Source organism: Gordonibacter pamelaeae 7-10-1-b, assembly GCF_000210055.1.
Classification (GTDB): Bacteria; Actinomycetota; Coriobacteriia; order Coriobacteriales; family Eggerthellaceae; genus Gordonibacter; species Gordonibacter pamelaeae.
Map to the genome: position 1 here is coordinate 2,953,701 of NC_021021.1, position 997 is coordinate 2,954,697.

Sequence of the window (997 nt, forward strand, 5' to 3'; positions counted from 1 at the left end):
CGAATCCGATAATTAATCGGCGGTTCCCTAGGCGTTGACGTACACGTAGATGATGCGGATGGTGTCGGCCAGGTTGCCGGTCATGTTCGCGGTGGTGTAGTTGTAGGACAGCACCGCGGACCACTCGTGGGGCGCGCCGTTCAGGTCGACCGTGCCCGAGAACGAGCAGTTCTCCTTCACGAGGGTCGTGCCGTCGGTGTCGTAGGTGGAGTAGGCCGTCTTGTCCTCGGGCAGCACGGCCGCGCCCTCGGCCACCGGTATGCCGGCCTCCTGCAGCGTCTTCTCCACCACGTGCTCGTTCTTGACGGCATCGGCGAAGCTGAGCGTGCCGTAGCCGAGCGCGGCGGTGGAGGCGGAGTAGCCCGCCTGGACGACCTTGCCCTCCTCATTGAGGCCCAGGTACACCGTGGGCGTGCCCGTGCGCGTGTCGGCCGGCTCGTCGGTCAGGGCCACCGTCACGTCCTTCTTGATGGGATTGCCCTCCTCGTTCACGTCCTTCGAGGCGGTTACCTGGGCGCCATGGGCGAGCGCGGCCACGGCCTCGTCCTGGCCGAGCCCCAGCACGGCGACGAGGTTCGGCGCCTCGGTCTTCTTCGTGGTCTCGGTGGAGGCGTCCTTCGTCTCCTCCTGCTGGATGGCGGTCACCTCCTGCGCATCCTGCTGCTGCTGCGTCTGCTGGGCGGCCAGCGTCTGGCTCTCGGTGACGAGGCGCCAGGTGAGGTAGCCCAGAACGCCTATAAGCACCACCAGCAGCACGATCACCACGATGAGCACGCGGCGCATGCGGCGCGACTTGCGCATATGCGGGGGCACGTCCGTCTTGTCCTTCTTGCCGTGGCGGCCCTTCGGCTGCTCGGGCTCCAGGGGTGCCTCGTCGTCGAGCAGCAGCGACGGCGCGTCGTGCGGCTCGAGGCTGTCGAAGGCGTCCGGGTACTCGTCGTCGGTGTCGCCCTTGTAGCTGAAGCCGCCGGCATGGGCCGGGCCGCTCGGAGCGCCG

The 997-nt window shown here is 67.9% G+C and carries 1 protein-coding gene; it reads right to left on the reverse strand.

The features are described 5' to 3' along the window. Positions 1 to 27: 27 nt before the first annotated feature. A partial coding sequence (locus GPA_RS13635; RefSeq protein ID WP_083809151.1) for a histone-lysine N-methyltransferase occupies positions 28 to 997 on the reverse strand: 970 nt, incomplete at its 5' end.